The organism is Microbispora sp. CL1-1 (assembly GCF_012034195.1).
In the GTDB taxonomy this organism is placed as follows: domain Bacteria; phylum Actinomycetota; class Actinomycetes; order Streptosporangiales; family Streptosporangiaceae; genus Microbispora.
Genome location: NZ_JAATEK010000009.1, coordinates 98,986 through 121,196, shown reverse-complemented (window position 1 = coordinate 121,196; position 22,211 = coordinate 98,986). Strand labels below are relative to the sequence as shown.

Below are 22,211 nucleotides of genomic sequence, written 5' to 3'. Positions count from 1 at the left end.
CAGGAAGTACTCTCCCTGATGCCGACTCCTGCGAGAGGAGATGTAGTGAGCCCGGGCTTACCGCTGGAATTGACGGGGACCCAGGCTTCGCGTTGTGTGACATCAGTTGCGGCACACGCTCAATTAGATGCTTGCCAAGCAACAGGGTGTCTTTAACGTACCGTCCCATCTCCATCTCGGCTCTGGCGGCGATGTCAGTGATGACATTAGAAAGCCGTTCACATGGTGAGGAGGCTCATGACATGGTGGCGAACCTGCTGAAGGACGTCGTCCTTCACCGTGCCGAAGAGACGGTTGTCGAAGTCTCGGTCTTCGGCGGTCCAGATACGATTCGCCCGAACAAATGACGGCGCCACTAAGCCGATAGTTTGCCAGTCGGTGATCGGCACGTCGTATGGTCCCATCATCGCGGCACGTTTGGCACTGGATGACACCATGGCGGCGAGAATCGTTCGGGTCGGCCCTGCGCCGGTGGCTGCAAGAATCAGGACAGGTCGTTTCTTATATGGCTGGGCTTCTGAGTGGCTGAAGGGGAACCACACCAGCCTTACTTCTCCGGGAGTCATAGGTTGTCGTACAGGGCGTCCTCGGGATTGTCCCAATCCTCAGTCCATAGCCGTGACACGTACGCCCTCACGTGCTCGTCGGTGCCGTCATCCTCATAGGACATATCGACTGCCAGCGGCGCGTTACTTGCGACTGTTGACCAAGGCCCTTCGATGATGTCCGGGGATCGCCGCCTGGCAGTGATTATCCGCCTGTGTGGCCGGGGTTGAGGGCGAGCAATGGGGTTTTCGTATTTGAACTCGCTCTTAGTTCCTGCTGAGATGAAGGTCGATGTTAGGGGGGTGGTCATGGAGTTAGCCCTCCTCAGTTTCAGATCGATCCTGGGCCATACGCTCGACTGCAGCGTCGTAGGTATCCGCAGTTGTCTGCAGCACCTGAATGAGTTCCTCCAGTCGAGCTCTGCTCATATGAAAACGGCCATGAATATCTACTTTGAGGCCTGTCGCCTTCAAGGTCTCGATCGCTCGCCGTTGCCCCTCAGTGTCCCTCGGGATGAGAGGTGGAGGGATGCTACCGAGTAGGAGGTAGATGCCGTCAGGGCCACCCTCCAGTGTCGGCGGACCTGGCTGCGCGACGAACTGGTTCACGTGCGTGATCGGCACGCCTGCAGCGTCGCTCCAGTCGACTACGATGGCGAAGTTCTCCACGACGGGGTTCTCCTCTGGCACGCCCTCAGTCTGACACCAGTGATGTGTCCCTGCTATAAAGCGCCCCCCGCGTACAGCTAAGGGTTGGACGATCGAGGTGGCGGTTCGGTTCACTGCTGCGGCACGGGCACGTCAACCTGCCCGTCGGGATAATCCAGTACAGCGGAGCCGCTGTAGCCAGAACTCCGTCTGCCGGCTCTCGATCTCCGCGAAGTTGTCCAGTATGAGGCTCGGTCTGCCGGGACGATGGCGGCGACACGGTGACCCTGGTTGGTGAGGTAAGCGATCGCATGCCTTGAATGGCAGCGGCAATGACGTCAGGGAGATGACCGTCGGCCTCATTCACCGGCACCTCGAACGCGTTGTGGGTCGCGGCTTGTGTGGGGGACACGAGTCGAAGAGTAACGGATTGCCTACTCACGGTCTCGACTTGTCCTGCAAAACTCGCCGTACGCGGAGTGATCGCTGGCTTACGTTGCCGGTGTGGTCAAGGCTGTGGTGTTCGACATTGGCGAGACATTGGTCCGCGATGACCGCTACTGGGGATCATGGGCGGACTGGCTCGGCGTCCCCCGTCATACGATGTCCGCTCTCGTGGGTGCGGTGACCGCACTCGGGCTGGACAACGCCGAAGCCATCCGCATGATCCGGCCCGGTATCGACCTTCAGGCGGCGTACCGGGAACGTGAGCACTCGGGTCGGGGTGAGTTTCTCGACGAGACCGACCTATATCCCGATGTTCGTGACAGCCTGCAGGCACTGCAACGCATGGGCTTGCGGGTTTGCGTCGCCGGGAACCAGACGGTTAAGGCGGGCAGTCTGCTACGCGGGCTGGGTCTTCCCGTGGACGCCATCGCCACCTCTGGAGAATGGGGAGTGGCCAAGCCGGACGCCGCGTTCTTCGATCGTGTTGTCAAGCTCGCCGGGGTCTCTCCTGGAGAGACGCTCTATGTCGGCGATCATCCGGTCAACGATGTGGTGCCGGCGAAGGAAGCAGGTCTTGCGAGCTGTCTGATCAGACGGGGACCGTGGGGGCTCCTCTGGGGCAACGATCCGGCCGTACCGGCTGATGTACGAATCGACGGTCTTGCCGACCTCCCAGCTCTGCTGTCCACATTCGGGCGGAGCGATGGTCGTGGCGCGGAGTCGTAACGACGGCCCGGGAGGTCGTATCGCCGCAGTCCGCACCGCGCGCCGGATGACGCAGGGCGAACTCGCACGGGCGGCCGATGTCTCTCGCAGCATGATCCGTAAGCTGGAGCAGGGGAGCCGGAACCCGAGCGACAACGTGCTCTACGCCATCGCGAGAGGAGGCGTACGCGTGGTGGCGCCGCCCTGCTAACCGGCCAGGCCCGATAACCAGGCTCCCACCCGCTCTCGTGACAAGCCAGGTTCGGGCCAGGAGCCCGCCGGGCCCATTCCTTCGGCCTCGGTCGCTCGTCAACCACGCGAACGGCGAGTTGCGAGCGCGGGAATCGCGTCGATCATCTCTTGGGGGAGGCTCTCCCAGTAGAGACCACGAGGTCGGCGAGGCGGTCCGCATTCGATGACTTCGTCGGGCGTCACGATGAAATCGACACGGAAATCATGCTCGGCCTCAGGCAGGTCTCCAGCGACGACCTGCAAGGAATGCACCGTCGTCACGATCGTCGTATCCGGGCCGATCAACCCGGCTTCGTGTAACAGCGCTACCTCGATGTCGGAGTAGCCGGCGCCCTTACCGAGCCGGACGCCTTGCCGGTTCACAGCGACGCTGCCGCACACGATCAGGTCAACCGGCCGCATCTCCTCTACGTCGACTCTGCGTGCCATGGTTGCGGCGATCTTGCTGGATGCAGCCTCGGTCGCGGGCACCGTCAGCGCTGCCGGGTCCAGGAGATAGAACGGCTGTGCCTCGGCCAGCTTGGGTACGGCCATGTAGACGAGCTTGCCTTCGGCCAGGGCCCGCGCCCGTACGGGAAGCTGCGCCTTGTCCGGGACGGCCTTGATAACCGCCGCCTCCCACCAGATCGATAGCTTCGCGAGCCGTTCGGCGGCGGCCTCGGCTCCGACGAATGCCGGGATGCGACCGCGAACACCGGGTGGGACGACGCGCTCCTGCTCCAAGAGTGCCCACACGCGCTCCCGGACCTCTTGCTTGGCCTGGTCTTTCACCATTGCGATCACCCTTCAGGCAGCGACGAGCGCAAACAACCGGTCGAACACATCTCGAACAATCGGCATTTCCCGCCATGGCTGAAGCTCGCGGCCCGCGCTGAACACGACGTTCAGCCCACCGCCACCCCGTGTCGTTTCTATGAGGTCGATGGCGGCGTGGAGCGACGCCGCTGCCATTTCAAGGTCCCCTTGTCGAAGGCGAGCAAGAGCCAGGTTGCCGAGCACGATCGCTTGGGATTTCGGACGATCCTGGAGGGACTGAGCAGCGCTTTCGAGCATCGATTCCGCTCGCTTGGCGTCGTTGAGGAGCAGGTAGCACGAGCCGGCGAGCCGGCCATGCTGGGCAGGTGAGAACATCTCGATCGCTGCGTCTACCGGGCTGATCTGCTCGAAGCACGTCTCGGATTCACCCAAAGCGTGTTCGCAGTCCGATCGCCGTCCAAGCATCGCGTATGCCTCGGCGACGTGGAGCAGTCCAAGACCCCGCAGCACCAGGCTGCTGTGCGCGGCGCGGTCGGCTGCCTGCAAGGCCAGGTCGAGCGCGACTTGCGGTTTCTTCTCCGTGTAGAGCGAGACGAAGCTCATACGCAGGAGCGCATGCCCTTCGGCGGCCCCATCCCGAATCTGCCTCGCTGCCGCTATTGCCTGAGCAAGGTAAGCGCGGGTGGTCGCGTGATCGCGTCGTTGGGAGGTATCCCAGACGAGTTGCCCCATAAGCGTCGCGGCTTCAACTTCCACCGTGCATAGCTCGCGCTGTACGAGGCTGGAAGAGGCGTGCGTTCGGAGGAAGGCCACCTGACCGAAGTACCGCGCGGCCTCCACCAGCAATGATGCTGCCGAGACGTTGTCGTACCGCGCAGCCAGGGCGTGAACCCGCTCGCGTACGTGTGCGACCGCAACCAGATCGACGCTACCCGGACGCTCCATCACATAGTTCAGCCGCTCGTCGGCCGATGCTCTGTATTCGTCGGGCAGACTCTCCCGTGCTTCGTTGCCGGGCGATATTCGCTCGCCAAAGAGGTCTTCCTCGCTCACCGCGAAGGCTCGCGTGTACAGCAGCCGGTAGGGATCGCGCGGCTGGTTGTGACCAGCTTCGTACGCCTTGATCCGGCGAACGATCGTCTCCCGGCAGGGAAGGCCCTTGCGCGTCTCGTCGTCAGCGGCCTCGACGAGACGGCGGGCCATCTCCTTCTGACTCCACAGCCGGCTGCGCCGCTCGGCGCGTAGCCGTACGGCCCATGGGGGGAGTTCGGCGTCCACTGCGTGCACCTTTTTCGTCAGACCGGGGGCGTCCTGACCGCCCTTAGTGTCCCCTACCAACATCTGTGATGGAGAGATTACGCACTGTTGTACTTGGAGGTGACGACGCGAACAAGCGGGGTCCGCAGGCGTTGCGACCGCCGTGCGGACCCCTTGATCAGGATGGTGGTCCTGACCCATGACACAGAGTAGGACTGTCGCCGCCGCCCGTCCGGTGTTCGCCGGGTGGCGGATCATGCGGAGCGACGCCGGGCGGCTGTGGGCGACCCGCGAGCGGCCGTTCCCCGCGGCCGTGGAGGAGGCGGGCGCGCACCGGACGGTCGACGCCGACGACCTGGTGGAGCTGTGCCAGGCGATCGCCGTACAAGAGGGCATCGCCGAAGGGACGGCGCGGTGACCGCGTCTGCTGCGGTGTTCGGCGTCGCCGCCACGGAAGAGGGCGACGACGCGGACTGTCCGGGTGTGTCGCCGCATCCGGCCGTGCCGCGCCCCGGCCGCACGAAGCTGTGGTGGATCGAGGAGAGCCTCGGTCGCGGCCGGGTCGTCGCCCACACCTGCGCCTGCCAGATGACCTCCTACGAACTGGTCCGCTGCGGCGGCCTCTACCAGTTCCGCCGCCACGCCCTCGCTCGTCACGACGTGCCGCCGGTGTCCTGGACGGCCCGCTGGTGGCGGCGCGAAGAGGCGTACGCGTGGTGGCGCCGCCTGCTGGCCGGCCAGGCCCGATAAAGGCTCCCCGCCGAGCAGGCGGGGTCCGGGCGGCCTGCCGCACACCTGAGGGGGTTTGGCGGCAGGCCGTCCGCTGCACGGAACCCGCCGCACGGGGCGGGACGGATCGACAAGGAAGAAGGGATGAGATGACCGACCTGTACGAGCGTGACCTGGCGGGGGCGCGGTTCCGCCGGCTGTGCGGTGGCAACCAGCAGGAGGAGGAGCAGGAGACCTGCGTCGAGATCGCCCCGATCCCCGGCGCGGCGGACGCCTTCGCCCTGCGTGACAGCAAGAACCCCAACGCCGGGACGCTCCGCTTCACCGGCGACGAACTCCGCGCCGCCGGGATGACCGCCCTCCTGTAGCCCTACGAGGCCGGGTGCGGCCCCTGCCCGGTGATAGCAGGCAGGGACCGCACCCCACTGTAACGACCACGTCCGAGAGGCCGCATGCATCTGCACTGCTACTCCTGGACGGGCATCGGCGACGACCGCCGCAACGAGGCCGAACGCCGCCCGCCCCCGCCGTCCGGCGACCCCGGGCCGTTCCTGGCCTCACCGCTACCGCCGATGCGTCCGTGCGACTGGCTGCTGAAACCACGCAGCCGCATCGACGCCTCGCCAGGGTCGGTGGGGGAGGCACTGGAGTGGCTGACCGGGCGCTACCGCGCGGCCGAGCCGCAGTTCCTGCGGCCGGAGGACGAGGTGCGCATCGGGCTCGGCCTACGGCTGGAGAACGCGGGGGAGGCCCTGGCCGCCGGACTGGACGTGCAATGGGGCATCTGGCTACGCGGCGGCCGGTTCGTCACCTGCGCCGTCATCTGCTGCTCCCCGAACCGCGACGCCGCCCACCGCTGCCCCGCCACCTGAACCGCCCTCCCGGCCGGTCTCCGGTCATGGCCGGCGTTTCGGGTCGCCGTCGTTCGTGGTCGGCGGGCGCAAGCTCTCTGCAAATCGGCAGGTAGGGCAGGACTATCTGATTCTCTTCTGGTCAGAAAAGCGGAAACGGGCAAAAGAGGACGCTGTCCTATTTGTGTATGCGGCGGCTGTAGCCGCGTTGATACTTCACGCGTGTCAATCTCTACCGCAGGCCATGCGATCACTGTTGCATGGGCAATCCCTGGGGCATAGGATGCCTGCGACAGGTCGAGTGACAGCAATAAATCCGCGATATGCGGATGCTTCCCGCCTACTTTCAGTGGCCTCCACGGTTGATGCTTGCCCGTTCTGTCATCCCGTGCGACACTCGGGGCAACCCGTATCGGCGGAAAAGAGGTATGTCGTGTCTCGTCCATGGGAAGCCGACGCTACGGCGGAGCTTCGGAGACGTCTCGGCAAATCCGCGCTCGAACTGGGTGAAACAACCGGCAGCCCGTCGTGTCCTGACATCTGGGAGCTGTCCAACGGAGATATCGCCATAATCGGCCGGGATCTCACCCATGCCTATGCTGACCGGCTCCCATCGGGCGTGAGCGTCGGCGACGACGAGCGCCTGGTCGTCATTCCCCGCACCATGATCGTCGCCGCCAAGCCGGATATTCCAGATGCTTAGGAATGTGGCCGAGGCGGAGGCCGTCACGCTGACCTCGGAAGAGTACCTCTCCGACTTCTGGCCGTACTTCCAAAGATTGCAGGATGTCTTTTGGAAGCTGGAGACCTATCAGAGTTTCCGGGAGCCGGACGACTCCAGCTGGCGGGCGTTCGACTCGGGGGACTGGAACCAAGCCATACGTCTCATCGACGAACGTCGCGAAGAGATCCAGGAACCTGTAAAACAGGTGCATGGATTTGAAATGCGGCGAGTGCGTATCGTCGAAAAACCTTTCACTCCGTATATCCAGTGGGAACTCTATTACATTCGTCATCGGGCGCAGGCCGGTGAAGATATCAGGGTCCTCGACTCGGATCTCCTGCCGGCTCACGGGTTCACCTACCGCTTGCCTGAGCTGGTGATATTGGATTCGTTGGTGATGTACGAGGTCCTCTACACACCGGACGGCACGCTCACGGGAGCAAGGAAGATCGTAGACAGAGCTTTGATCGAGTCTTGCCGACGCGACGTGGAGAGCTTGTTCATCGTGGGTCGGGATCTGCTTCCCTATCTGAACGAGGAACGCGCGGTTCTTCCTCCGCCTCTGCAACAGTCCGGCACTCCCATCGCCTGATCCAAATGAATCAGCGACGTCCGATCACCCGCATGGCCGGTGCCATCGGTCGTCGCTTCGTCATCAGCACAATCCTCTTCGCGTCCATTGCTCTCATCTCCGTTCTCGTCATCTCCTCGCCACTGTTTCTCGACTCGCTGAAAGCCAAGCGTGACGACTGGTTGCTGTTGAGCAACATAGGGCAGACCTATGGAGTGGCGTCCGCACTCTTGTCGGTATTCGCCCTGATCGGTGTGTCGTTCTCTTTGATTCTGCAGGCGAGAGAGACCAAGGCCACTCGTGAACAGGCCTTGCGAGCGCTGCACGGCGACCTGATGAGAATGGCGATGGACGACCCGCTTTATCGTGCATGTTGGGGGCCCTTCTTCTCCGCGGATGAGGAGGACGGTCAAAAGGCGCACATGTATGTCAATATGATTTTCAATCACTGGTTGCTCATGTGGGAGCTGCGGGCAATCACCGAAACGCATCTGCGGGAGATTTCTCGCACGGTCCTCGAAGGGCCGATCGGTCGAAGGTTCTGGCAAGACGTCAGAGCGTTGCGCATGTCGAGCTCGGGCACGCGTCGGGAGCGCCGTTTCAACCGGATCATTGACGCCGAATACCAAGAAGTCGTTCGCCTGTACCCGATCGCCCCTGTCTGGGAGCCGCCCGGCAGCGCCGATCCGCTTCCTCATGCGAAGGCGAACATCGCAAGGGGCTTCGTAAGTGAGGCCAATTTGACGCGATTGCTCGCCGTGCTGGGTGTCGTGCTCGTCATCGACATCCTGCGCAAGATGGCAGCATCCCTGTCCCGGCAGCGGCGCACGTGAACTCGCCCCTCATTGCGCAAACGCCTCACGGCGTCTGCGCAATGAAACGTGCGGAGCACGTACGTCACCACCATTGCCGACGGACTGTGGCCCCGAGTCGGTTCCTTCGCTCGACGGGCTCGCCACTCAGGGCTGCCAGGCGTCCTCGTAGTCGTCGTGCCAGTCGTACGCCGAAGCCTCCAGCTTGAGCAGGTGCTCCGCCTGGAGGTGCTCCTCGACCGTCAGGTAGAGGCCGTGGACGACCACGGACTCCAGAAAATCCACGCGGTCCCGTTTCGCGGCCAGATCCCGCTCTGCCTTGTGGACGCCGGGCTCCCCGTCGTCCGCAGCGCTGTCTGCCTGGTCGAAACCCTCCGCGATGCGGGCGCGCAAGAACGCGATCAACCCCTCGAACGCGGCTCCCGCCTCGTGTGCGCGAGCCCTGCATGCGTCGGCCATGATCCCCTGGCAGGGGGAGGCCAGGGTGGGCGCGTCCGTGCTCGCGAGGTCCGTCCAGGGGAGCCGTCTCCGGAGCGCTTCCCCGTCGATCGGTCCTTTCCCGCCGGCGGCAAGGACGGCCCCGAGAAGCTCTGCCGCGAGCAGGGGGCGGGCGCGGACGAGCCCCAGGAGCGCTCCGCGGTCGATCGCTGTCATGGCCAGGAGGTTACAGCCGGTAATCGAGTGTGCATCGAGGGGCGACAACCTGCTCGGGATCGTTGTCTTCCTTCTCGGTAGAAGGAGTCTCGACCAGCGATCGAGGGCAACCTTACGATCCGGCCACGCGTCATGCAGATGTTTACCAAGAGCAACTAACGTTGCGCCAAAGATCAGGCGAGGGAAGGACACCCCCACGTGTTCGATCGGCAGGAGAAGCTGTTCGCCGCAGGAGCCGACCAGGGCGACCTGTTCGGCCTGGGAGACGAGACGGCGGCGAAGCCCGCAGAAGAGGCGCGACGTCCGCTCGACCTGCCGCAGGACTTCCCGCCGGTCACGTCGTTCGAGGTCAGGGACGCCTTCCAGCAGTTGGTCGAGCGTGACCTGCTCGGGCCGTACGACGGCGACTTCGAGGAGCTGCCGCCGCGGTCGATCGGCCCGCGCGAGCGCTACCTGGTCGGCATGCTCGGCCCCAAGCCGTCGCCCAAGCGGGTCGCCGAAGACGCCGACGAGCTGCCGGACATCGAGATCGGTGCCGAGGGTGACGGGGCCGAGGGCGAGTTGCCCGACGTGCTGACGCCGCAGAACCTCGGGCGTCTGTGGGCGTCGTCCATGGGCATGTCGTTCGCGGTGCCCGCCGACCTCGACGCGCTCGCGGTGACCGCCCGCTGGGGTCAGTACGTCAAGGCCGAGACCCAGATCGAGGGCGCCAACGGCAAGTCGCGGACCGAACGCATCTGGGGGCGCAGGCCGGTCGAGCACCGCATGACGATTCGGCTCGACGAGCCCACCCAGAAGATCCCTCTCACAATGGAACGTGCCGACGAGCCCGGCGTCCTGCTCGCGGTCGCCGTACGGCCCCGGCCCGACCACCGGCGCGTCGTCGAGATGACGCTGGTCAACCAGCAGATCGAGCCGGACACGAGCGCCGACACCGCGTGGCTGTTCCAGCCCGAGCTCGTCGCCGCCGCTCCGTCGGACGGACCCGCGGACGTCTTCCTCCCGATCGACGACCCTCTCGACGGCGGCCGGGAGGACGGCGATCAGGAGGATCTGGAGGACAAGCACCTGCGACTGCTCTACCGGAACGAGCGCAGGTATGCCGTCGGCCGGAACGTCGCCGTACACGCGACAGTCGCCCCTGGCGAGCGGCGGGCGACGGAGCTGCGCACCACCTGGCTGCCGTGCCACGACGTGCCCGCGACGGTCGCCCCGGTGGGGCAGGGCACGCCCCTCGCCGGTGTGGAGCTGTCGATGGACGCCCTCGCGGACGCATCGCCCGAGGAGCTCGCCGCCGGGCTGACGCCGCTCGCGGACGGTTACACGGCCTGGCTCGATAAGCAATACCTCAAGATCCCCGAGCTGCCCGAGCCGCTGCGCGAGGCCGCCGAGGTCGCCGTCCTGAAGGCGAGGCGGGCCGCCGACCGCATCCGTGCCGGGATCGCGCTGCTCACGCAGGCCACGACCGACGGGCACGGACAGGCGCTGGCGGCGTTCAAGTTCGCCAACGAGGCGATGGCGCTGCAGCGGCGCCGTACGGCGATGGCGAAGCTCCGCGACGAACAAGGGCTGAGCTACGAGCAGGCCATGGCGGAGGTGGACGCACAGGGTGCGAAGGCGGCGTCGTGGCGGCCGTTCCAGCTCGCGTTCATGCTGCTCAACCTGCCCTCGCTGACCGATCCCGCGCACCCGGAGCGGGCCGCCGGCCACACGGCCACCGTCGACCTGCTCTTCTTCCCGACCGGCGGCGGCAAGACCGAGGCGTATCTTGGCCTCACGGCGTACACGTTCGCGATCCGGCGGCTGCAGAAGGTCGTCGGGTCCGGGACGGAGGCGCGCAGCGGCCTGGACGGCGTGGCGGTGCTGATGCGTTACACGCTGCGCCTGCTCACCGCGCAGCAGTTCCAGCGAGCCGCCGCGCTGGTGTGCGCCTGTGAGGTGTTGCGGCGCGATGACCCGGCGACGTGGGGCGAGGAGCCGTTCCGCATCGGCCTGTGGGTGGGAAGCGCGGTCTCGCCGAACTGGTTCGGCCCGGCCAGGGACCAGATCCAGGAGGCCAGGGAGTCCAGCCGCGAGACCAACGTTCTGCAGACGCTGTCGTGCCCCTGGTGCGGCGAGAAGCTGGCCTCGGACGTCAACCTCGACCTCGACGAGGACCGTCGGCGCGTGCTGCTCTACTGCGGGCGCGGCAGCGAGGGCGACGCCGAACCGTGCCCGTTCTCCCGGCTGGGGGAGAACCGCATGCTGCGGGCCCTGCCGTCCGTCACGAGTGATGACGAGGCGTACGCGCGGCGGGAGGGCCTGCCGATCCTCACCGTGGACGAGGAGATCTACCGGCTGACGCCCAGCCTGGTCATCGCGACCGTCGACAAGCTGGCGCAGCTTCCGTGGCGCGGCTTCGCCGGGCACCTGTTCGGCCGGGTGAGCCGGCGTTGCCCCCGGCACGGCTACCGGCACGACGACATGGACGACCAGATCGGCTGCGGTGGCAGGCACAACGCCAAGGGCAGGCTGCCCAAGGTCGAGAGCCGCCCCGTCGTCCGGCTCCGGCCGCCGGACCTGATCATCCAGGACGAGCTGCACCTCATCTCGGGCGCGCTCGGCACCGTGGTCGGCCTGTTCGAGGCGGCCGTGGACGAGCTGTGCACGTGGACCGTCGACGGCAGGCCGACAGGGCCGAAGATCATCGCGTCGACCGCGACGACCAAGCGGGCCGGCGCGCAGGTGCTCGGCGTCTTCGGCCGGGACGACCTCGCCGTGTTCCCGCCGCAGGTGATCGACGTCGCCGACACGTTCTTCTCCCGGCAGGTCCCGGTCACCCCGGAGAACCCCGGGCGGCGTTACCTCGGCGTGTGCGCGCACGGCGTGCGCCTCAAGCAGGCAGAGATCCGGCTCGCCGAGATCCTGCTGCTGGCCGGGCAGACGCTCTTCGACCGGTACGGCGAGCCCGCCGATCCGTACATGACGCTCGTCGGCTATTTCAACGCCACCCGTGAGCTGGCGGGCATGCGCCGTTACCTGGACGACGACGTCACCACCAGAATCCGCATGCACGGCAGGCGCAAGAAGCTGTCCAACCGGCTGCCGGGCCGTACGGACCTGCTGAACATCGTCGAGCTCACCTCGCGCATCTCCTCGGGCGACATCAGCGAGGTGCTGAAGCAGCTGGAGATCGGCTTCGACCAAGAGCTGGACACCTCGCGCCGCAGACGGGAGTGCCGCGAGGAGATCGCCGAGGTCATGAGGGAGAGGGACGAGTCCAAGCGCAGGCGAGCGCATCCGCTCGCCGATCGCTACCGGACGCTGCGGAGCCTGCGGTCCGCGCAGCCGCCCGTCGACGTCGTGCTCGCCACGTCGATGCTGCAGGTCGGCGTCGACGTGTCCCGGTTCGGGCTCATGGTAATGACCGGCCAGCCGAAGAACACGGCCGAGTACATCCAGGCGTCCTCGCGGGTCGGCCGAGACGCCGCGCGCCCCGGGCTGGTGATCACGCTCTACAACTGGTCGCGCCCGCGTGACCTCGCGCATTACGAGGACTTCGAGCATTACCATGCCACGTTCTACCGCCAGGTGGAGGCGTTGTCGGTCACGCCGTACACGGCGCGGGCGCTGGACCGCGGCACGACCGCCGCGTTCGTCGCCGCCGTACGCAACGTCGAGGAGGCGCACTCGCGCAACCGCGACGCGGAGGACGTGGATCTCAACGGCGATGTCGTGACGCGCTTCGTCGAGCGCTTCCTCACCAGGGCCGAGGTTGCGGGCAGCCCTCGCGGCAGGCAGGCCCTGGACGAGCGGCTGAGGATGCTGACGGACCTGTGGAACGCGGCGAAGCAGGGCTCGGCCCGGCTCGGCTACGAGCGCAAGAAGGGCAACGCGAAGGAGATCGTCGACGGCCTGCTCAATCGGGCGGGCAACGGCCGCTGGGACGCCCGTACGGTCGGCAACTCGATGCGGGAGACGGAAAACGAGATCAACCTGCTCCTGCCTGGGAACGACGAGATCTTCCTCGCGCCGTTGGGCGCACCGGAATGGGGCTTCCCCGGCAGCGCCGGGGAGACCGACGATGAGCCGGTGGGCGACGAGATGGGCGTGATCACCCTGGACGGAAGGGGCAAGTGATGGCCGCGTACTCCACCTATCGGCGCCGGGTCGGCGCGGTGCGGCCCAGCCACCTGATGTTCACCTCGGGGGTCGGCTCGCTCGTCGACCTGCCGAACTTCTCGGTGCTGGTGAAGGGTCTCGACGACTGGCAATACAGGGCACCCGAGGACCCGGAGAACAACCCCGCGCTCATCACCGAGCCCCGGCTCCTGGCGGCCGTGCAGTCGCTGCTCAGCAAGACCGTGCGTGAACTGCGCCCCGCGCCCTGGATGCCGGGCACCGACACGAACCCCAACGGTGAGGCGGCCAGGACCGGTGTGCCGGTCGTGCCGTTCCCGGGCTGGATGCGCTGCACCGCGTGCAACCTGCTGGCGCGCGTCGACTCCCGGGCGTTCGGCTTCGAGAACGACAAGCCGAGCAAGCCGCACGAGGCGAGGTTCTTCCACGAGTGCGGCAAGGGCAACAAGAAGCGTCTCGTCGTCGGCGCTCGGTTCGTGCTGGCCTGCACCGACGGGCACCTGGACGACTTCCCCTACCTGGAGTTCGTCCACGAGGGCCGGCCGTGTGAGAAGGCGGCCAAGCCGAACCTGCTGATGGAGGACCGCGGCGGCAACATCGGCGCGAACGTGCGCATCGTCTGTCAGCGCTGCGGCAGGGAGCGAAACATCCGGCAGGCGATGGGCAAGCGCGGCCGGGACCAGCTGCCGCAGTGCCGAGGCCGCCACCCCCATCTCGGCACGTTCACGCCCTGTCAGGAGCAGCCGTACGTGCTCGTCGTCGGCGCGTCGAACCAGTGGTTCGCGCAGACGCTGTCGGCCCTCGCCGTGCCGAAGACGGGAGGGAGCGAGCTCGACACGCAGGTGGCGAAGTTCTGGGCCAACCTGGAGAACCTTCCCGGCCCGCAGATGCTCCCGTTCATGCGAACGGTTCCGCCGTTCTCGTTCGAGTTCGAGAAATGGACGGACGAGGAGGTCTGGGCGGCCATCGAACGGCGCCGGGGGGAGCAGGCGGCAGGGCAGGACCAGGGGCCGGAGAGCTACCCCGACCTGCTCACTCCGGAGTGGGAGATCTTCTCCAGCCCTGTGCTGCCGCCGCCGAGTGACGACTTCACCGCCCACCGGGCCCCGGACGGGCCCGTTCCACCGCTGCTCAAGGGCTTCTACTCCGACGTCGTCCAGGTCGAGCGGCTGCGCGAGGTGCGGGCCATGATCGGCTTCACCCGGCTCGACGCTCCCGACCCGGAGGACCCGACGCTCGTCAAGCGGGTGCCGCTCTCCCGTTCCAAGCCGGCCTGGGTGCCGGCGAGCGAGGTCCGGGGCGAGGGCATCTTCCTGCGGCTGCCCGAGGACCTGCTGTCGCGGTGGGAGAAGCAGGTGGAGAAGTCCGAGGCCCTGCGGCTGCACAAGGAGGCGTACGGCCGCTTCCGCGAGTATCGCTACTCCGCCCGGACCGGCCAGCCGTTCGACGAGTCGACCAGATACGACTACTGGCCCCTCCCGCGCTACTACGTCCTGCATACGCTGTCACACCTGCTGATCCGTACGATCGCGCTCGAATGCGGCTACAACTCCGCGAGCCTCGCCGAGCGGATCTACGCGGGGACCACGGAGGACGACAAGCGCTCGGGGATCCTCATCTACACGGCCGTGCCGGACGCCGAGGGCACGCTCGGCGGCCTGGTGTCGCTCGCCCAGCCCGAGGAGCTGGTGCGGCTGACCAAGCGGGCGCTCACCGGGGCGATGAGCTGCTCGTCCGACCCGCTGTGCTCCGAACGGCTCCCGCGTACGCCGGAGGACTTCCTGCACGGCGCGGCCTGCCACGTGTGCCTGTTCGTCTCCGAAACCACATGCGAGCGCGGCAACCGGTTCCTCGACCGGCGGTTCGTGGTGCCGATCGACGACCCGGCCCTGGCGATCTATCCCGAGTTACCGTGACGAGCGCATTCGAGAAGGCGGCGGCCGACGCGGTGGAGCGCATCGGGCCGGTGCACCTGCGGACCCTGGCCGACCGGATCGCCGAGGGCGGTCCGGCGGCCGGGATCGTCGACGCGGTGCCGCTGCCGGACTTCCCCGACGCCGCCCGCCGGGTGCTGGCCGGCCTGGCGTCCGTACGGATGTCCGCGGGAGAGGCCGCCGTCTACCTGCGTGGAGTGGCCGCCGGTTATGAGCGGCACCGGGCCACGACCACGGTGGAATCGGTGTGGACCGGCCCGGCGACGCACGCCGTGCCCGTTCGCTCCACGGCGCAGGTGTTGGTCGACCTGGTGAACGAGGCGTCGTACGAACTGATCCTCATGACGTATTCGGCCGCGGCGTACGAGCCGCTGCTCAAGGCCCTGAGCGGGGCGGTCGGACGCGGTGTGACCGTGATGGTGGTGGTCGAGACGCTGCAGGGCGCGGGCTCGGCGCTGAACGGCCCGGAGCCCGCGCACGCGTTCGGCGGCGCCGAGGGCGTTCAGGTGTGGCACTGGCCGGTGGACGCGCGCACGGAGCAGGGGGCGAAGATGCATGCCAAGATCGCCGTGGCCGACCAGAGGGTGCTGCTGGTGTCGAGTGCGAACCTGACCCAGTCGGGGGTCACGAGGAACATCGAGGCCGGGCTGCTGGTGCGCGGCGGCACGGCACCACAGCGGGCCGCCCAGCACGTGGCCCGCCTGCGCGGCCGTGGTGTGCTGCGGCGTCTCCGATAGGAGGCGAAGTTCGTGAAAATGTTGCGTGAGACGAGGGTGTGGTGGCACAGGGAAAGATCATCGGTGGCCGGTACGAACTCGACCCGAACTCGCGCCGTAAGGGCGGGATGGGGGAGGTCTGGTTCGGCTACGACAAGCGGCTCGACCGGCCGATCGCGATCAAATTCATCCGCGTGGACCGCCTTCCGGACGGCATGCCGGACGACGAGCTGACCAAGCGTTTCGTCCGCGAATCTCGCATCACCGCACGGCTGGAGCATCCGGGGGTGCCCGCCGTCTACGACTGTGGCACCGACGGCGACGACCTCTACCTCGTCATGCAGCTCATCAACGGCAACCCGCTGACCGACCTGATCGCCGAAGTGGACCGGGTGCCGGTGGGCTGGGCCGCGGCGATCGCCGCCCAGGTGTGCTCGGTCCTGGCCGTCGCCCACGCCAACTCGCTCGTGCATCGTGATCTCAAGCCCGCGAACCTGATGCTCTGCCCCGACGGCACGGTCAAGGTGCTCGACTTCGGGGTGGCGGCCGCGCTGTCGCCGTCGGCGACCAAGCTGACCGCCACCGGCGTCGTCATCGGCACCGCGGAGTACATGGCGCCCGAGCAGACCATGAGCGGCACGACGAGCCCGCAGACCGACCTGTACTCCCTCGGCGTGATACTCCACGAACTGCTGGCAGGCGAGAACCAGTTCGCTGCCGGGACTCCGCTCGCCTGCATGCGCAAACACGTGGACGAACCGCCGCGGCCGGTGCGCGAACTGCGCCCGGACGTGCCCGAGGGCCTCGAACGGCTGATCCTCTGGTTGCTGGCCAAGCGGCCCGCGGACCGTCCGCAGAGCGCCGCGCTCGTCTACGAGCGGCTGGTGCCGTTCTGCCGTGACCTGTCGCCGCTGCCGGGTTTCGTGGACGGGTCCGCCGTCCATCCGGTGCGGATGTACGCGGCCGTCGTCGGGCGGGTCGCCGTGACGGCCACGAAGGCGCCGGCGGTGGAAGCCCGGGAACCCGGGCGACGGGTGCTGGGCGGCGAGGACATCCAGCGCGTACGGAGGGAAGCCGGCGCGCTCAAGGCCGAGTCCCGCTTCCGGCAGGCCGCCGAACTGCTGGTGGAGGCCGTCCGGTCCATCGAGCCGACGGACGACAGGGCGGTGGAGCTGCGCATCGAGCTGGCCGACGTGCTGTTCCTCGCCGGGGACTACCGGCGCGCCGCGTCCGAATTCCGTGGACTGGCCGCCGACCTGGCCACTCGCAGAGGTGAGGACGATCATCTCGTCCTGCGGTTCCGCCTGATGGAGGCGAACTGTTACGCCGCGCTGGGCGACACGGCGCTCGCTCTCGAACAGATGCGGCGGCTGCTGACGGACGAGGAACGGTTCGGGGTGGACGAGGACCGGATCCTTGAGCTACGGCGCCGCATCGGGCTGCTGGAACTCGGCGCAGGTGACCGCGACCGGGCCGGCCGGACACTGCGCGACCTGCTGCCGGACCTGGAACGTCGGTATGGCTCGGGGCACCCGAACGTCAGCAAGGTCCGGGAGTTGCTTAACGGCCTCGCCACGGCGCGCTGACCCTGGATCGTTACAAGACCGCCTGAAACTTGGGTGAGCTCGTGCCTACAGTGAAGTTCCGAAGATCGTCAACGGATTCACCAAGGGACGGACTGTTGGCCACGCTCTCTGTGCTCCTCCACCAGATCGACGACGGCACCGTGCTTCTCCCCGAGTTCCAGCGCGGGTACGTGTGGACCCGCGACCAGGTTCGCGGGCTCATGCGCTCGCTGTACCGCGGCTATCCGGTCGGCGGTCTGCTGCTGTGGGCGACCGAGCCCGAGATGGCCTCCGTCCGCGGCGCCGCGACCGGCGGCGGCGTGCGTCTCCTGCTCCTGGACGGACAGCAGCGGATCACGTCGTTGTACGGAATCATGCGCGGCAAGCCCCCGGCCTTCTTCGACGGGGACCCGTCCGCCTTCACCGGCCTGCGCTTCAACGTCGAGGACGAGACGTTCGAGTTCTACGGCCCGGCGAAGATGCGTGACGATCCACGCTGGGTGGACGTCACCCGCCTGTTCATGGAGGGGCTGGAGCCGTTCATCGGCGCGTTCGCGCAGCACTCGGACAAGTTCGCCACCTACATCGCGCGGCTGAACAAGCTGAAGAATCTGGAGAACCGGGAGTTCCACGAGGAGAAGATCACCGGCCCGGACAAGAACGTCGATGTCGTTGTGGACATCTTCAACCGGGTCAACTCCGGTGGAACCGCCCTTTCCAAGGGTGATCTGGCCCTGGCGAAGATCTGTGCGCAGTGGGCGCCCGCGCGTCAGGTCATGCGCGACCATCTGAACGAGTGGCAGGCCAAGGGCTTCGACTTCTCGCTGGACTGGCTGCTGCGCAACATCACCGCCGTCGCCACCGGCCGTGCCGTCTTCACGGCTCTCGACACCGTGACGGACACCGAGTTCGAAACGGCCCTGACGAGGTCGGTCGGATATGTGAACACCTTGCTCGGTGCGGTGTCGGGGCGGCTGGGGCTCGACCACGACCAGGTCCTCATGGGCCGATACGCGATCCCGGTCGTCTCCCGCCTGCTCCATCTCACGCCCGGCGGAACGTTCCTTGACAGTGCCCACCGTGACAAGGTGCTGTTCTGGTACGTGCACGCCGCGCTGTGGGGGCGCTTCGCCGGTTCCACCGAGACCATCCTGGCTCAGGACTACGACACCGTGGAACGATCCGGGATCGACGGCCTCATCGCCGCCCTCGAACGGTGGCGCGGCGGCAACCTGGAGGTCAGGCCGCACGACTTCGAGGGCTCGACGCGCGGGTCGCGGTTCTATCCGCTGCTCTACATGCTCACCCGGGTGCACGGCGCCCGTGACTTCGGCAGCGGGCTGGAGCTGCACGCCGAGATGCTCGGCAAGCTGACCTCACTTCAGGTGCATCACATCTTCCCGAAGGCGCTGCTGTACAAGGCCGGATATGACCGCGTCCACGTCAACGCCGTCGCCAACTTCTGCTTCCTGACCCAGAACACCAACCTCGCCATCGGAAAGCGGAGCCCGGAGGACTACTTCGCCGAGGCCGAGGACAAGCACCCCGGCGTCCTCGCCTCCCAGTGGATCCCGATGGATCCGGATCTGTGGCGCGTGGACCGCTATCTCGACTTCCTCGAAGCCCGGCGCGAGCTGCTCGCCCAGGCCGCCCAGTCCTTCCTCACGCAACTGCGTGACGGCGCCGCCCCCGTGGAGGCCGTTGGAGAGTTGCGTCCGGTGGCCGTCATCGCCGACGAGCAGGACGACGTACGGGCCGCCCAGATCAAGGCGATGGTCGAGGAGCTGGCACGGCTGGGCTACGCCGAGCCGGCGTTGGACAGCGAGATCGCCGACCCCGTGAGCGGCCGGGCGCTGGCGATGGCCGAGGCTTTCTGGCCCGACGGATTGCAGCCCGGCCAGGGCAAGCCGGTCGTCCTGGAGCTCGACCCCGAGGTGGCGGACCTGCCGAGGCTGGAAGAGCTGGGGTATGAGGTCTTCACCTCTGTGGATGCGCTGCTCGGCTACGCGACGCGCCGCAACGAGACCGCGGCGGGAGACGAGCAGGAGCCGGTCGCCCCACCGCCTACGGCGAGCAGCGGCGTGCACGCCGAGTTCGACGCCGCGATGCGGTCCGTCTACGACCGGGCGCGGAGCGAGGCCAACTATCACGCCTCCTATTTCCTCAGCATGCTGGCCGAGCATGGCAGCCTGGCGACGGCTCGCAGGCTGCTGCGCTCGCCGGCGGTGTCGGACGGGTTCGCGGCCTTGTGGGAGCGCGGCCGGCTGGACCTCACGGTCGAGGCTCTGGTCGTGCAGCCGAGGTTCGCGGAGTTGTTCACCCCCGCCGAGACCGAGGTCGCCCGGCACCGTCTCGAACAGTTCGGCTGGGGCGCCGCCGTCGCCTGACCCGCTGACCAGGAAGCCGTCGAGTAGGGGGTCAGTGCGAGGGGCGGGTCGAATCGTCTTTGTCGTGGATGAAGGTCGTGTGTGGCGAGGGACTCGGAGGCGCGTGCGGCGACGTCGGCGGCGACGAGCACGAAGCGGGCTTCGGCGTCGTGCTCAAGTCGGCGGAGGTCGCCCCGCTCACGACGTTCCTCGTGGCGGAGTACAGGAGGAGGTGTTCGGGCCTGTGCTCGCGATCCAGTCCGCCGACGACGAGGCGCATGCCTTCGAGCTCGCCGAAGGGACGCGATTCGTCCGGCATCAGCGGGATGGACGTGGTGCCGTCAGGGATGGCTCGTCTCCTTCCAGGTGAGGAGCACCAGGGCGAGGGCGGTCATCGCGGCGACAGCCGCGAGCGCTATCCAGAACCCGGGGAGTAGCACGGTCCCGTCCTCGGGGGTTGTGACCTCGATCGGCATGAGCGCCACGACCACCCCGAGGAGCAGACCGCCGGCCAGGCGCCGGTTCACGACGAGCCCGGCCAGCACCGTCATGACCACGGCGCCGGCGGCCATCCCCACGATCAGCCAATCGTACAGGGCCCGGCTCGGGTCGTCGAACATGAAGCAGCAGGCAACGGAGTCACGGCCCCCGAAGCCGACCACCGGGGTAGCCATCTGCGGCAGCCAACGACCGGCCAGGTAGACCAGTGGCAGCACCCCGAGGAGGGCCCAGGCTCTGCCGTCCCGCCGCCAGGTGAACCGGTCGCTGCGGTGCCACGCCAGGAGAGAGGCGGCCAGCCCCGCGAGCAGGATCCACCTGGTCAGCCGAAGCGGAAGGTTGTCGATGATCACCGCCTCCGGTGGCGGAGTCCACAGCGTCCGCAGGGCGCTGGGGGAGAATGCGACGGTGAGGTGGGCGACCGCGATGCCCGCTCCCGCGGCCGCCGTCCGGGTGAACCACAACAGCCCGGCCGCGACGGCAAGGAGGAGAGGCGACAGCGAGGAGGCGAACAGGGTGGGATACCAGTTGTCCCGCAACAGGGGAGCGGTCGCGATCCCGACGGTGTGGAGCACGGCACCCGCGAGCAGGGCGGCGGAGACGACCCGGTCGGCCGTCCGGCCCGGACGCGGCGGTGGCGGGGAGGCGGTTGCCGCCCCGGCAGGGCGTGCGTCACTTTCTTCCGCCCCGCACAGGGGGCAGACGACCCAGTCGGGAACGGCGTCGCCCCCGCAGGACTTGCACAGCAATGACGGCCTCAAGACACTCGGACACGACTCACCCGCCGGCGATGTACCGGATGCCTCCGCCCGAGGGACTCCGGGAGCAGCGAAGTCCAGACAGGACGGCTCGGCCTTCCGGTCGTCCTGTCAGGCCGGGCGGAGAAGTGCGACCAGGAAGCCGGAGTCGTCCCGGAACGGGCGCAGGTCCCAGGTGGACAGCAGCAGGTCGGGTTCGAGCCCGCAGGCGGCCGCGTCCGCGAGGAACTCGCCGAACTCGTAGCCGCGGCCGGCGCCGAAGCCGATCGCGGCCCGGCCGTCCGGCGCGAGGTGCGCGCGGAACCGTCGCAGCACGTCACGGCGGGTGCTCGGCGCGAGGAACGTCATCACGTTCCCGGCGCAGACGACGGCATCGAACGGCGTGGCGATGCCCCGCGCGGGAAGGTCGAGTTCGGCCAGGTCGCCGACCATCCACAGCGGCCCGGGGTGGTCCTGCTCCGCGGCCTCGATCAGAGCCGGGTCGACATCGACGCCGACGACGTCGTGGCCGGCCTCGGCCAGCGCGCCGCCGACCCGGCCGGACCCGCAACCCGCGTCGAGGATGCGGGCGCGGCGCGGCACCATGGCGTCCACGAGGCGGGCCTCCCCGGCGAGGTCGTCGCCGGCGCGAGCCATGGAGCGGAAGCGCTCGATGAACCAGGTGGAGTGACCGGGGTCGGCGGCGACCTTCCGCATCCATATGCTCTCTTCGACCATGCCCGCATTCTCCCGCGCCGGAGGAGGCCATCGGCACCGAGGGGTGACGACCGGGTCAGGCGGCCGCTCGGGGGTCATTTCCGGATCATCGCCACGACGCCGACGGCGACGGCCCAGACGCCGATGAGCGACCCGACCGGGAACAGGGGGTCGAACCGGTCGGTGAAGGCGATGGTGGCGGAGGCGTGCGTAGGCCAGCCCGTCCACCAGGCCGAGCGCGAGCGTGACGCGGTTGCCGGCCGTACGGGTGAGCCCGCCGGCGACGGCGAGGAACACGATGCTCAGTGCCCAGATCGTGTCGATGATCGTCTCGTTCCAGGTCTGCAGCGTGAAGATGGCCGGCCCGCCGCGCGGGAATCGGCCTCCAGCGCGGCGAACAGGTGCGCGGCCATGCCGGTGGCGGGACGCGGCTCAGGACGGTGCTGCCATGCGGGTGATCGTCGCCGACGACGCGCTGCTGTTCCGGGAGGGGATGGCGCGCATCCTCACCGAGATGGGTTTCGAGGTGATCGGCCGGGCGCGCCACGGCGCCGAGATCGACGCGTGCGCCCGGATCCGCCCGCCGTGGTCGTCACCGACCTGCGGAT

21 protein-coding genes are annotated in these 22,211 nt (G+C 67.7%); 14 read left to right on the top strand and 7 right to left on the bottom strand.

What is annotated here, in order from left to right; genetic code table 11:
* Positions 1 to 218 precede the first annotated feature (218 nt).
* The gene (locus tag HCK04_RS13905) at positions 219 to 566 is read right to left on the bottom strand and encodes a type II toxin-antitoxin system PemK/MazF family toxin (RefSeq protein ID WP_142647645.1); all 348 of its coding nucleotides are present in this window, start codon (positions 564 to 566) and stop codon (positions 219 to 221) included.
* Between the two features lie 294 nt (positions 567 to 860).
* Complete coding sequence (locus tag HCK04_RS13900; RefSeq protein WP_142647643.1) at positions 861 to 1,235, bottom strand: hypothetical protein; 375 nt, start codon at positions 1,233 to 1,235, stop codon at positions 861 to 863.
* 462 nt (positions 1,236 to 1,697) lie between these two features.
* On the opposite strand from HCK04_RS13900, the gene HCK04_RS13895 reads away from it, so the two are divergent.
* Positions 1,698 to 2,366: an HAD family hydrolase gene (locus HCK04_RS13895; RefSeq protein ID WP_142647641.1), complete on the top strand. Its 669-nt coding sequence runs from the start codon at positions 1,698 to 1,700 to the stop codon at positions 2,364 to 2,366.
* Complete coding sequence (locus tag HCK04_RS42355) at positions 2,284 to 2,556, top strand: helix-turn-helix transcriptional regulator (protein WP_312845739.1); 273 nt, start codon at positions 2,284 to 2,286, stop codon at positions 2,554 to 2,556. Before HCK04_RS13895 ends, HCK04_RS42355 begins: the two co-directional genes overlap by 83 nt.
* A gap of 98 nt (positions 2,557 to 2,654) precedes the next feature.
* Here HCK04_RS42355 and HCK04_RS13885 read toward each other — a convergent pair whose 3' ends face one another.
* Positions 2,655 to 3,371, bottom strand: a complete 717-nt coding sequence (locus tag HCK04_RS13885) for a 5-formyltetrahydrofolate cyclo-ligase (protein WP_142647639.1) — start codon at positions 3,369 to 3,371, stop codon at positions 2,655 to 2,657.
* 12 nt (positions 3,372 to 3,383) lie between these two features.
* Positions 3,384 to 4,631 carry a transcriptional regulator gene (locus HCK04_RS13880; RefSeq protein WP_142647637.1) on the bottom strand — a complete coding sequence of 416 codons (1,248 nt, stop codon included), beginning with the start codon at positions 4,629 to 4,631 and terminating at the stop codon, positions 3,384 to 3,386.
* 178 nt (positions 4,632 to 4,809) lie between these two features.
* Between HCK04_RS13880 and HCK04_RS13875 the strand changes: the two genes are divergently transcribed.
* The 7 genes from HCK04_RS13875 to HCK04_RS13845 all read left to right on the top strand — a co-directional run bounded on the left by HCK04_RS13875 (position 4,810) and on the right by HCK04_RS13845 (position 8,318).
* The gene (locus HCK04_RS13875) at positions 4,810 to 5,028 is read left to right on the top strand and encodes a hypothetical protein (RefSeq protein ID WP_142647635.1); all 219 of its coding nucleotides are present in this window, start codon (positions 4,810 to 4,812) and stop codon (positions 5,026 to 5,028) included.
* On the top strand, positions 5,025 to 5,360 hold the full coding sequence (locus tag HCK04_RS13870; RefSeq protein ID WP_142647633.1) for a hypothetical protein: 336 nt from the start codon (positions 5,025 to 5,027) through the stop codon (positions 5,358 to 5,360). Before HCK04_RS13875 ends, HCK04_RS13870 begins: the two co-directional genes overlap by 4 nt.
* A 128-nt stretch (positions 5,361 to 5,488) precedes the next feature.
* Positions 5,489 to 5,707 (top strand): DUF397 domain-containing protein, encoded by a 219-nt coding sequence (locus HCK04_RS13865; protein WP_142647631.1) that lies wholly within the window; start codon positions 5,489 to 5,491, stop codon positions 5,705 to 5,707.
* Positions 5,708 to 5,791: 84 nt separating this feature from the next.
* Positions 5,792 to 6,211, top strand: a complete 420-nt coding sequence (locus HCK04_RS13860) for a hypothetical protein (protein ID WP_142647629.1) — start codon at positions 5,792 to 5,794, stop codon at positions 6,209 to 6,211.
* A 412-nt stretch (positions 6,212 to 6,623) separates the two neighbouring features.
* Positions 6,624 to 6,893: a hypothetical protein gene (locus HCK04_RS13855; protein WP_142620930.1), complete on the top strand. Its 270-nt coding sequence runs from the start codon at positions 6,624 to 6,626 to the stop codon at positions 6,891 to 6,893.
* A gap of 4 nt (positions 6,894 to 6,897) precedes the next feature.
* A complete protein-coding gene (locus HCK04_RS13850) occupies positions 6,898 to 7,506 on the top strand; it encodes a DUF6879 family protein (RefSeq protein ID WP_142647627.1) in 609 nt (202 codons plus the stop codon).
* Positions 7,507 to 7,538: 32 nt separating this feature from the next.
* Complete coding sequence (locus HCK04_RS13845) at positions 7,539 to 8,318, top strand: DUF6082 family protein (RefSeq protein ID WP_142647625.1); 780 nt, start codon at positions 7,539 to 7,541, stop codon at positions 8,316 to 8,318.
* A gap of 126 nt (positions 8,319 to 8,444) precedes the next feature.
* Here the strand turns inward: HCK04_RS13845 and HCK04_RS13840 are convergent, their stop codons facing one another.
* Complete coding sequence (locus HCK04_RS13840) at positions 8,445 to 8,951, bottom strand: hypothetical protein (RefSeq protein ID WP_142647624.1); 507 nt, start codon at positions 8,949 to 8,951, stop codon at positions 8,445 to 8,447.
* Between the two features lie 198 nt (positions 8,952 to 9,149).
* Here HCK04_RS13840 and drmA point away from each other — a divergent pair, with 198 nt between their 5' ends.
* The 5 genes from drmA to HCK04_RS13815 all read left to right on the top strand — a co-directional run bounded on the left by drmA (position 9,150) and on the right by HCK04_RS13815 (position 19,672).
* Positions 9,150 to 13,070, top strand: a complete 3,921-nt coding sequence (gene drmA, locus HCK04_RS13835) for a DISARM system helicase DrmA (protein WP_142647622.1) — start codon at positions 9,150 to 9,152, stop codon at positions 13,068 to 13,070.
* On the top strand, positions 13,070 to 14,986 hold the full coding sequence (locus HCK04_RS13830; protein WP_142647620.1) for a DUF1998 domain-containing protein: 1,917 nt from the start codon (positions 13,070 to 13,072) through the stop codon (positions 14,984 to 14,986). Before drmA ends, HCK04_RS13830 begins: the two co-directional genes overlap by 1 nt.
* A complete protein-coding gene (gene drmC / locus HCK04_RS13825) occupies positions 14,983 to 15,741 on the top strand; it encodes a DISARM system phospholipase D-like protein DrmC (RefSeq protein WP_260617252.1) in 759 nt (252 codons plus the stop codon). The genes HCK04_RS13830 and drmC overlap by 4 nt, the downstream gene beginning before the upstream one ends.
* A 41-nt stretch (positions 15,742 to 15,782) precedes the next feature.
* Positions 15,783 to 17,306 carry a serine/threonine-protein kinase gene (locus HCK04_RS13820; protein ID WP_312845738.1) on the top strand — a complete coding sequence of 508 codons (1,524 nt, stop codon included), beginning with the start codon at positions 15,783 to 15,785 and terminating at the stop codon, positions 17,304 to 17,306.
* Between the two features lie 95 nt (positions 17,307 to 17,401).
* Complete coding sequence (locus HCK04_RS13815; protein WP_142647617.1) at positions 17,402 to 19,672, top strand: DUF262 domain-containing protein; 2,271 nt, start codon at positions 17,402 to 17,404, stop codon at positions 19,670 to 19,672.
* A gap of 320 nt (positions 19,673 to 19,992) precedes the next feature.
* On the opposite strand, the gene HCK04_RS13810 is transcribed toward HCK04_RS13815, so the two are convergent.
* Together HCK04_RS13810 and HCK04_RS13805 are read right to left on the bottom strand one after the other, a co-directional pair.
* Positions 19,993 to 20,724, bottom strand: a complete 732-nt coding sequence (locus HCK04_RS13810; RefSeq protein ID WP_142647615.1) for a hypothetical protein — start codon at positions 20,722 to 20,724, stop codon at positions 19,993 to 19,995.
* Between the two features lie 294 nt (positions 20,725 to 21,018).
* Positions 21,019 to 21,624, bottom strand: coding sequence for a class I SAM-dependent methyltransferase (locus tag HCK04_RS13805; protein ID WP_142647614.1), 606 nt, complete (start codon positions 21,622 to 21,624; stop codon positions 21,019 to 21,021).
* Between the last annotated feature and the right edge of the window lie 587 nt (positions 21,625 to 22,211).

What these genes read in the sequence shown, in the direction of transcription:
- HCK04_RS13905 (WP_142647645.1), bottom strand. Translation starts at nt 566, where the DNA reads ATGACTCCCGGAGAAGTAAGGCTGGTGTGGTTCCCCTTCAGCCACTCA.
- HCK04_RS42355 (WP_312845739.1), top strand. Translation starts at nt 2,284, where the DNA reads ATGTACGAATCGACGGTCTTGCCGACCTCCCAGCTCTGCTGTCCACAT.
- HCK04_RS13885 (WP_142647639.1), bottom strand. Translation starts at nt 3,371, where the DNA reads ATGGTGAAAGACCAGGCCAAGCAAGAGGTCCGGGAGCGCGTGTGGGCA.
- HCK04_RS13875 (WP_142647635.1), top strand. Translation starts at nt 4,810, where the DNA reads ATGACACAGAGTAGGACTGTCGCCGCCGCCCGTCCGGTGTTCGCCGGG.
- HCK04_RS13865 (WP_142647631.1), top strand. Translation starts at nt 5,489, where the DNA reads ATGACCGACCTGTACGAGCGTGACCTGGCGGGGGCGCGGTTCCGCCGG.
- HCK04_RS13860 (WP_142647629.1), top strand. Translation starts at nt 5,792, where the DNA reads ATGCATCTGCACTGCTACTCCTGGACGGGCATCGGCGACGACCGCCGC.
- HCK04_RS13845 (WP_142647625.1), top strand. Translation starts at nt 7,539, where the DNA reads ATGGCCGGTGCCATCGGTCGTCGCTTCGTCATCAGCACAATCCTCTTC.
- HCK04_RS13840 (WP_142647624.1), bottom strand. Translation starts at nt 8,951, where the DNA reads ATGACAGCGATCGACCGCGGAGCGCTCCTGGGGCTCGTCCGCGCCCGC.
- HCK04_RS13830 (WP_142647620.1), top strand. Translation starts at nt 13,070, where the DNA reads ATGGCCGCGTACTCCACCTATCGGCGCCGGGTCGGCGCGGTGCGGCCC.
- HCK04_RS13805 (WP_142647614.1), bottom strand. Translation starts at nt 21,624, where the DNA reads ATGGTCGAAGAGAGCATATGGATGCGGAAGGTCGCCGCCGACCCCGGT.